Source organism: Cupriavidus phytohabitans (assembly GCF_017815025.1).
GTDB lineage: Bacteria > Pseudomonadota > Gammaproteobacteria > Burkholderiales > Burkholderiaceae > Cupriavidus.
In genome coordinates this window covers 1-8,221 of record NZ_JAGIQB010000103.1, presented here as the reverse complement: position 1 = coordinate 8,221, position 8,221 = coordinate 1, and the positions used below count along the sequence as shown (strand labels likewise).

The following is an 8,221-nucleotide window of genomic DNA, read 5'->3' as shown; positions in this document are numbered from 1 at the left end:
CCGGCGCGGCATCGTCATACATGTCGTAGGCGGCGAGCTGCGACAGCTCCAGGAACGGGGTGCCCGGATCGAGCAGCATCTGCACGCGGTCTCGCGGCAACAGCTTGCCGCGCGACAAATGCTTGTTGCGCGCGTCATCACCGCCGCCCTGCGCCAGCTTTGCGATCTTCGCCTTGAGGTCGGCCACCAGTTCCCGCATCGCGTCGGCGTTGGCCTTGAACGATTCTGAGCGGGCGTTCAGTTTGGTTTCCAGCGTGGGCATCGTATCGTCTCTTCGTGCTTGGGTCTTGGTGGGGATCCGTCCAGTCTGCGCTGCGTGCGGTGCTGCAGGCCGGGCTACATGGCGATACTCATGGCGCTTTCCCGATCATGTCGCCATCCACATAGAGCCAGCGTGGGGCCTCGCCGGGCACGCGCGGCTCGTGCACGAAGCGGCTGCGCTCATGCAGCCGCCACGCGCGGCCACCGACCTTGTAGCGCGCGACGAACTCCACTTCGGCATGGGTGTCGTCCTGCTGCGCGTGTGCCTTCACCGACAGGCCGAGCCAGCGCGTGGCGGTGTCTGGCACAAGGTCCGCCGGACAGGTAGAGGGATGCCACGTCTGGCGCAGCCAGTCGGTGTCGTTCAGCACATAGGCGCTGTAGCGCGAGCGCATCAGCGCCTCGGCATTGGGCGGCAGTGCCTCGCCGCGATGGAAGCGGCCGCAGCACGCGGCATAGTCGGCGCCGCCGCATGGGCACGGCACCGGACCGGCCTTGGGCGGGCGGCGCGCTGTCATCCCACCAGCTCCGGCAGTTCGCGCATGTCGGTGAAGAGCGTGTGTGCACCCGCTTCGCGCAGCGACGCGGCGTCGTTGCGCGCGGCGTAGCCGAACACCGTCATGCCCGCGGCCACGCCGGCGGTGACGCCGGTGGGGCTGTCTTCGATCACGGCACAGCGCGCCGGCTCGACGCTCATGGTGCGCGCGGCCAGCAGGTACACGTCGGGCGCCGGCTTGCTGCGCGCCACTTCGGTGGCGGAGAAGATATGCTCGCGCTCATCCTGCTGGAACAGCTCGACCAGTCCGGTCTTGGTCAGCTGCAGCTTGACCTTGACACGGTCGGCGCCCGACGCCACGCACACCGGCATGCCGGTGGCGGCGATCTTGCCAATGGCGTCGCGCACGTGCGCCACGGCTGCCACTTCGGCTTCGAGCACCGCATTTCGGCGCGCCAGCCAGGTCGACAGCCAGTTCTCGGGCAGCGGCGCGCCGCGCATGCGTTCGATCATGTCCAGTTCCTCGCGCACGGCGCGGCCGAGGAACAGGCGCGTGGAGTCTTCCAGCGAGATCTCGATGCCGAGTTCGTTCAGCATCTGGTTGAGCACGCGGTTGACGATCGGCTCGCTGTCGACGAGCACGCCGTCGCAGTCGAAGATCACGCAATCGAAGCGGCCGGAATGGCCCTGGGTAACTGCGGTCATGCGGGTTTCTTTTCCTTGTTGTCCAGGCTGGCTACACCAGGTACGGCCCGGAGTTCGGTCTGGCGGCGCGCCTTCAGGTGCGCCTCGACCTGGTCGAAACGGTCGAAGCCCCAGAAGGGCTCGCCGTCGACGATGACGAAGGGCGAGCCGAACACGCCCTTGGCCATCGCCACGTCGATCTCGGCCTTGAGCTGGTCCTTGATCTGGTAGCTGGTGGCGCCGGCATCCATGGCCTGCACGTCGATGCCCAGCGGCTCCGCCAGCTTCATGATCTCGGCCGGCTCGGCGATATTGATGTCGTCGACGAACAGTGCGCGGTACACCGACCTGGCGAACGCCGCGGCGATATCGGCGCCGTGATGGTTCTGCAGCCACAGCATGGCGCGGGCGGCATGCGTGGTCGGCAGCGGGAAATGCGTGGGCCGCTTGTACTCGATGTCGTGGAAGCGCGCGGTGCGCTCGAAATCGCGCCAGCTGTAGTCGCCCTTGAGCGGCAGCTGCGGCAGCGGCGACGCGCCGGTGGTCTTGAACACGACCCCCAGCAGGATCGGATGCCAGGCGACGATACGGCCGTACTTCTGCGCCAGTTCATCGATGCGGGTGCTGGCGAAATATCCGTAGGGCGAAGAGAAATCGAAGTAGAAATCGATCGCTGCGGTCATGTCGGGAGCCTTTGTTCTTGTCTTGCCGAGTCGGGAGTCGGGGTCGTGCCGCCCTTGCCGGGGGCGCCGGCGGCACTTGGCATCATCGTACGCTGTTTAAGCCATGATCAGGCAAGTGCGCGCGCAATCAGGATCTTCTGGATATCGCTGGTGCCCTCATAGATCTGGCACACGCGCACGTCGCGGTAGATGCGCTCGACCGGGAAGTCGCTGACATAGCCATAGCCGCCGAACACCTGGATCGCGTCGGAGCAGACCCGCTCGGCCATCTCGCTGGCAAAGAGCTTGGCCATCGCGGCTTCCTTCAGGCACGGGCGGCCTGCGTCGCGCAGCGCCGCGGCGTGCCACACCATCTGGCGCGCCACGTCGATGCGGGTCGCCATCTCGGCCAGGCGGAACTGCACCGCCTGGTGCTGGAACAGGGGCTGGCCGAAACTCTCGCGTTCCTTCGCATACGCCAGCGCCGCCTCGAACGCGGCGCGCGCCATGCCGATGCTCTGCGAGGCGATGCCGATGCGCCCGCCTTCCAGCCCCGACAGCGCCATCTTGTAGCCGCCGCCCTCATCGCCCAGCAGGTTCGCGGCCGGCACGCGGCAGTCCTCGAACAGGATCTGCGCGGTGTCCGACGAATGCTGGCCGAGCTTGTCCTCCAGCCGCGCCACTACGTAGCCGGGTGTCGACGTCGGCACGATAAACGCGCTGATGCCGCGCTTGCCGGCGGCCTTGTCGGTCACCGCCAGCACGATCGCCACGTCGGCATTCTTGCCGCTGGTGATGAATTGCTTGACGCCATTGAGCACGTAATCGTCGCCGTCGCGGACCGCGGTGGTGCGCAGCGCCGCCGCGTCGGAGCCGACGTGCGGCTCGGTCAGGCAGAACGCGCCGAGCATCTCGCCGCGCGCCAGCGGCACCAGCCACTGCTGCTTCTGCGCTTCACTGGCGAACGACATCAGCATGCTGCACACCGGGCAGTTATTCACGCTGATGACGGTGGAGGTGCCGCCGTCGCCGGCCGCGATCTCTTCCAGGATCAGCGCGAGCGACAGGTAGTCGAGGCCGGCGCCGCCGTATTCTTCCGGCACGGCCACGCCATAGGCGCCCAGCACGGCCAGCTCGCGATGCACGTCCTTGGGGAAGATCTTGTCGCGGTCCCACTGCGCAGCCTGCGGCGCGATCACCTCCTGCGCGAACTGGCGCACGGCGTCGCGGATCATTTCCTGTTCGGGGGTCAGCAGCATATCGATGGTCGGTTGGTCGTGCGCGCCGCGATCACCAGGGGATCGGCGTGCCGTCGTAGTTGTGGAAGGTGCCGTTGTCGCGCCGCTTGACGCCGGCCAGCACCTGGCGCATGCCCTTGACGCTCTGCTGCACGGTCAGGTCGGCGTCCTGGCCGCCCATGTCGGTCTTGACCCAACCGGGATGCAGCGCGATGCAGGTGGCGTGGCGCGCGTCAAGCGACACCGCGCGCAGCGCGGCGTTGGCGCCAGCCTTGCTGACGCGGTACAGCCAGCTGCCGTTGTGCTCCATGCCACCGATGCTGCCCATGCGCGAAGACAGCACCGCCAGCACGCCGCCGTGGCCGGACTGGCCGGCTTCGACATAGGGCAGCACCAGCGGCAGCGCCATCATCGGGCCGAGCACGTTGACGTGCATGACCCGGTCGAACTCCTGCGGCGTCACCGGCTGCGCGCCTTCGGTGCGCGGACCCAGCACGCCCGCGTTATAGATCGCCACGTCGAGTGCTTCGCCGTCGAGCTTCCAGCCCAGCCCGGCGACAGCGCCAGGATCCGACAGGTCGACCTGGTGGGCTTCGGCGCCCAGCGCCTGCAGCGCGCCCACGCCCTCCGGCGTGCGTGCCGCCGCGATGACGCGCCAGCCGTCGGCACGGTACTGGCGGACGAACTCAAGGCCGATGCCGCGGGAGGCACCGAGGATCAGGACGGTTGGCAAGGGTTGCTCCTTGGTCTGGTATGGGCGGGTTCAGCAATCTGCCTCTGCATGGCTCCCCTCTCCCGGCCCCCCTCCCGCTTGCGGGAGAGGGGAGAAACAAGCGGAAAGGCGTTACAGGATCTCGATCCCGACCGCCGTTGCCTCGCCCCCACCAATGCACAGGCTCGCCACGCCACGCTTGCCGCCGGTCTTGCGCAGCGCGCCGATCAGCGTGGTCATGATGCGCGCGCCCGAAGCCCCGATTGGATGCCCCAGCGCACACGCGCCGCCGTGGATGTTGACCTTGTCGCGCGGGATCTTGAGGTCGTGCATCGCCGCCATCGGCACCACGGCAAAGGCCTCGTTGATCTCGAACAGGTCGACGCTGTCGGTGTTCCAGTCGAGCTTGCGGTACAGCTTGGCGATGGCCTCCACTGGCGCGGTGGTGAACCAGCCCGGTGCCTGCGCGTGGGTGGTGTGGCCCAGCATGCGGGCGATCGGCTGCAGGCCCAGCCGCTTCGCGGTGGAAGCACGCATCATCACCAGCGCCGAGGCGCCGTCGTTGATCGACGACGACGATGCGGCGGTGATGGTGCCATCCTTGGCAAAGGCGGGCTTGAGCGACGGGATCTTGTCGAGCTTGATGCGGCGCGGGCCTTCGTCGGTGTCGATCACCGTATCGCCGCCCTTGCCCGACACCGTCACCGGCGCGATCTCCCAGCGGAAATCGCCCTTCTCGGTGGCCTGCTGCGCGCGGCGCACGCTCTCCATCGCGAATTCGTCCTGCTGCTCGCGCGTGAAGCCGTACTTGGCGGCACAGTCCTCGCCGAAAGTGCCCATGGCGCGGCCCTTGTCGTAGGCGTCTTCCAGGCCGTCCAGCATCATGTGGTCATAAATCATGCCGTGGCCGATGCGGTAGCCGCCGCGGCCCTTCGGGATCAGGTACGGCGCGTTGGTCATGCTCTCCATGCCGCCGGCGACCGCGATGTCGAACGAACCGGCGATCAGGCCGTCATAGACGGTCATGGCCGCGCGCATGCCCGAGCCGCACATCTTGTTGACGGTGGTGCAGCCCACGCTCAGCGGCAGGCCCGCGCCCAGCGCAGCCTGGCGTGCCGGCGCCTGGCCCAGGCCGGCGGGCAGCACGCAGCCGAACACCACTTCTTCCACCTGCTCCGGCTTCAGGCCGGCGCGCTCGACCGCCGCGCGGATGGCGACGGCGCCGAGCTGCGGCGCGGTCACGCTGGCGAATTCGCCCTGGAACGCAGCCATCGGCGTGCGGGCGGCTGAAACGATGACGATCTCTTCCATGTCGGGTCTCCTGGATCGGGGTATGTGTGCGGTAGTGCTGTCGGGTGAGGTGTCGGGTGAGGTGTCGGCTACGCGCGATTTCAGCGGATCGACGCCTGCGGCGGGTCGCCGTACTGGCGGTAGGCCGCGGCCAGCTGCTCGTGCAGCTCGTCGTTGTTGCTGGCCGCCATGCCCAGGTCGCGCAGCAGGCCGTCGGACACGCCGTAGATCCAGCCGTGCACCGTGACGGCCTGGCCACGGTCCCAGGCGTCCTGGAGCACCGTGGTCTGGCAGATATTGCTGACCTGTTCGATCACGTTCAGCTCGCACAGGCGGGTGTGGGCATCTTCCTCGCGCAGGATGGTGCCCAGGTAGGCCTCGTGCTTGTCGGCCACGTCGCGCACATGGCGCAGCCAGTTGTCGGCCAGGCCGATGCGCTCGCGCTTGAGCGCGACCTTGACGCCGCCGCAGCCGTAGTGGCCCACCACCGTGATATGGCGCACCTTGAGCACTTCCACCGCAAACTGGATCACCGACAGCGCATTCAGGTCGCTGTGCGCGATCACGTTGGCGATATTGCGGTGGACGAACACCTCGCCCGGGGCCAGCCCCAGGATCTGGTTGGCCGGCACGCGCGAATCGGAGCAGCCGATCCACAGGTATTCCGGCGCCTGCTGGTTGGCCAGGCGGGTGAAGAAAGCGGGGTCTTCCGCGTTGACGCGGTCCACCCAATCGCGGTTGTTGCGGAACAGCTGGGCGATGGCTTCATTCATGCGACTCTCCTTGCAGGGTCGGCGGCAGGCAGTTCGGAGGCAGCGCCGTAGCGGTTGATGAATCGCTCGGAAGGGTGATAGGCAAAAAAGTCATGGACATGTCCGGCCAGCAGCCGGTCCTTGTGGCCCTGCCACATGGCAGGGTCGAAAAAATCCGCGTGGTGGCGCAGGAACGCCGCGCGCACGCGCGTGTCGCCCAGCAGGAACGTGCGGAACGTCTCGGGAAAAATATCGTGCGGCCGCACCGTGTACCAGACTTCGCCCGACATCTCCTCTTCCTCGTTGCGCGGCTGCGGCACGTGGCGGATGTTGCAGTCGGTCAGGTACTCGATCTCGTCGTAGTCGTAGAACACCACGCGACCGTGCCGCGTGACGCCGAAGTTCTTGTACAGCATGTCGCCCGGGAAGATGTTGGCGGCCATCAGTTCCTTGATGGCGTTGCCGTATTCCAGCACGCCGTGCTCGACCTGCTCGTCGGTGCCTTCCTGCAGGTAGATGTTCAGCGGCGTCATGCGGCGCTCGATATAGACGTGGCGCACCACGATCTCCTCGCCCCCGTGCTTGTCGCGCTGGTATTCGATCATCGACGGCGCGTGCTGCTCGAACTCGCGCACCAGCGCATCGTCGAAACGCGACAGCGGGAAGGCCACATCGGAATACTCCAGCGTATCGGCCATGCGGCCGACGCGGTCGTGCTGCTTGACCAGCTGGTATTTGGATTTCACCAGCTCGCGCGTGGTTTCCTTGGGTGCCGGGTAAAAGTCCTTGATGACCTTGAACACGTACGGGTACGACGGCAGCGTGAACACCAGCATCACCAGCCCGCGGATGCCGGGCGCGACGATGAACTTGTCCGACGAATGCTGCAGGTGGTGCAGGAAATCGCGGTAAAACAGGTTCTTGCCTTGCTTCTGCAAGCCCAGCGACGTGTAGATCTCCGCCCGCGGCTTGCGCGGCATGATGTCGCGCAGGAAGGTCACGTAGGCCGACGGGATCTCCATGTCGACCATGAAGTAGGAATGCGTGAACGAGAACAGGATCAGCAGCTGTTCCTTCTTCAGCAGCACCGTGTCGAGCATCAGCTTGCCCGAAGGGCCGTGCACGATCGGGATCGCCAGCGGGAAGGTGCGGTCGCCGTTCAGGATGCGTCCGATGATGAAGGCCGACTTGTTGCGGAAGAACAGCGACGACAGCGTATGGACCTGGAAATTCGGCGCGGTGCGGAAGTCGCCGAAATGCTCGCTGACGGCGCGCACCACGTAGCCGATATCCCGCTTCAGGTCTTCGAACGGGCGCTCCAGCTGGAAGTTGTGCACGATGCGCTCGAAGCATGCCGCCATGCCCGCGCGGCTGCCCGGGTAGTAGGCGCGGAAGGTCGGGCGCGTCGGCGATTCCTCGTTCTCGATGTATTCGGTCGAGATCGCCGGGCGCACGAAGATGAAATCGTTGTTGAAGTACGAACGGTGCAGGATGCGCGTGCAGACCGAATTGAAGAAGGTCTCGGCCAGCTCGGGCTGGTGGTGGTTGGTCAGCAGCCCGATGTAGTGCAGCTTGATCTGCTGCCAGATCTCGTCGTCGATGTTCTCGGCGTCATATTCGTCTTCGAGGATGACGCTCGATTCGCGCACGCGCTCGTTGTAGAAGGCGATGCGGTCGCGCTGGATCTGCTGCAGGCCGTGCCAGTCGCCGGCCTCGAACTTGAGCTTGGCCTGGTGGCTGACCTCGCGGAACAGACGGTAGTGCTTGTCGAACCCGTCGAGCATCGTTCTCGCCACATCGAAGGCAATCTGCGAGGAGAGCAGTTTGGGGAAGTGGGACATGGATCGACGGGGGCGACTGCGTGACGGTCTTGCGACGGGTAGTTGGGATTGTAAATGGGTTCCGGGGAAGCGCTCCGGATGTCCGGGGGCGCCGGAGGTGATTCCGGCGCACCCGGCACACCGTTACATCGTTTCCGCGAACAGCTCGCGGCCGATCAGCATGCGGCGGATCTCTGACGTGCCCGCACCGATCTCGTACAGCTTGGCGTCGCGCCACAGGCGCCCGGCCGGGTATTCGTTGATGTAGCCGTTGCCGCCCAGGATCTGCACGGTCTCGCCCGCCAT

The 8,221-nt window shown here is 66.3% G+C and carries 9 protein-coding genes and 1 pseudogene; all 10 read right to left on the bottom strand.

Features of this window, described 5'->3' with window-relative positions; all coding sequences use genetic code 11:
• A pseudogene (locus J8I34_RS32490) lies at nt 1-262 on the bottom strand (methylcrotonoyl-CoA carboxylase); the annotation flags it as partial.
• Nucleotides 263-350: 88 nt separating this feature from the next.
• On the bottom strand, nt 351-779 hold the full coding sequence (locus J8I34_RS32485; protein ID WP_209778100.1) for a YchJ family protein: 429 nt from the start codon (nt 777-779) through the stop codon (nt 351-353).
• On the bottom strand, nt 776-1,462 hold the full coding sequence (locus J8I34_RS32480; RefSeq protein ID WP_029050185.1) for an HAD family hydrolase: 687 nt from the start codon (nt 1,460-1,462) through the stop codon (nt 776-778). Before J8I34_RS32480 ends, J8I34_RS32485 begins: the two co-directional genes overlap by 4 nt.
• Nucleotides 1,459-2,124: a 2-hydroxychromene-2-carboxylate isomerase gene (locus tag J8I34_RS32475; RefSeq protein ID WP_029050186.1), complete on the bottom strand. Its 666-nt coding sequence runs from the start codon at nt 2,122-2,124 to the stop codon at nt 1,459-1,461. Before J8I34_RS32475 ends, J8I34_RS32480 begins: the two co-directional genes overlap by 4 nt.
• Before the next feature lie 107 nt (nt 2,125-2,231).
• On the bottom strand, nt 2,232-3,362 hold the full coding sequence (locus J8I34_RS32470) for an acyl-CoA dehydrogenase family protein (protein ID WP_209808302.1): 1,131 nt from the start codon (nt 3,360-3,362) through the stop codon (nt 2,232-2,234).
• 31 nt (nt 3,363-3,393) lie between these two features.
• Complete coding sequence (locus J8I34_RS32465) at nt 3,394-4,074, bottom strand: SDR family oxidoreductase (protein WP_029050188.1); 681 nt, start codon at nt 4,072-4,074, stop codon at nt 3,394-3,396.
• Between the two features lie 111 nt (nt 4,075-4,185).
• Entirely contained in the window at nt 4,186-5,364 is a 1,179-nt protein-coding gene (locus J8I34_RS32460) for an acetyl-CoA C-acetyltransferase (protein ID WP_209778105.1), read from the bottom strand.
• 80 nt (nt 5,365-5,444) lie between these two features.
• Entirely contained in the window at nt 5,445-6,116 is a 672-nt protein-coding gene (can, locus tag J8I34_RS32455) for a carbonate dehydratase (protein ID WP_029050190.1), read from the bottom strand.
• On the bottom strand, nt 6,113-7,936 hold the full coding sequence (gene aceK, locus J8I34_RS32450; protein ID WP_029050191.1) for a bifunctional isocitrate dehydrogenase kinase/phosphatase: 1,824 nt from the start codon (nt 7,934-7,936) through the stop codon (nt 6,113-6,115). The genes can and aceK overlap by 4 nt, the downstream gene beginning before the upstream one ends.
• A gap of 123 nt (nt 7,937-8,059) precedes the next feature.
• The coding region (locus J8I34_RS32445) for an acyl-CoA dehydrogenase family protein (protein WP_256441912.1) at nt 8,060-8,221 on the bottom strand (162 nt) is incomplete at its 5' end.

What these genes read in the sequence shown, in the direction of transcription:
- J8I34_RS32485 (WP_209778100.1), bottom strand. Translation starts at nt 779, where the DNA reads ATGACAGCGCGCCGCCCGCCCAAGGCCGGTCCGGTGCCGTGCCCATGC.
- J8I34_RS32480 (WP_029050185.1), bottom strand. Translation starts at nt 1,462, where the DNA reads ATGACCGCAGTTACCCAGGGCCATTCCGGCCGCTTCGATTGCGTGATC.
- J8I34_RS32475 (WP_029050186.1), bottom strand. Translation starts at nt 2,124, where the DNA reads ATGACCGCAGCGATCGATTTCTACTTCGATTTCTCTTCGCCCTACGGA.
- J8I34_RS32470 (WP_209808302.1), bottom strand. Translation starts at nt 3,362, where the DNA reads ATGCTGCTGACCCCCGAACAGGAAATGATCCGCGACGCCGTGCGCCAG.
- J8I34_RS32460 (WP_209778105.1), bottom strand. Translation starts at nt 5,364, where the DNA reads ATGGAAGAGATCGTCATCGTTTCAGCCGCCCGCACGCCGATGGCTGCG.
- can (WP_029050190.1), bottom strand. Translation starts at nt 6,116, where the DNA reads ATGAATGAAGCCATCGCCCAGCTGTTCCGCAACAACCGCGATTGGGTG.
- aceK (WP_029050191.1), bottom strand. Translation starts at nt 7,936, where the DNA reads ATGTCCCACTTCCCCAAACTGCTCTCCTCGCAGATTGCCTTCGATGTG.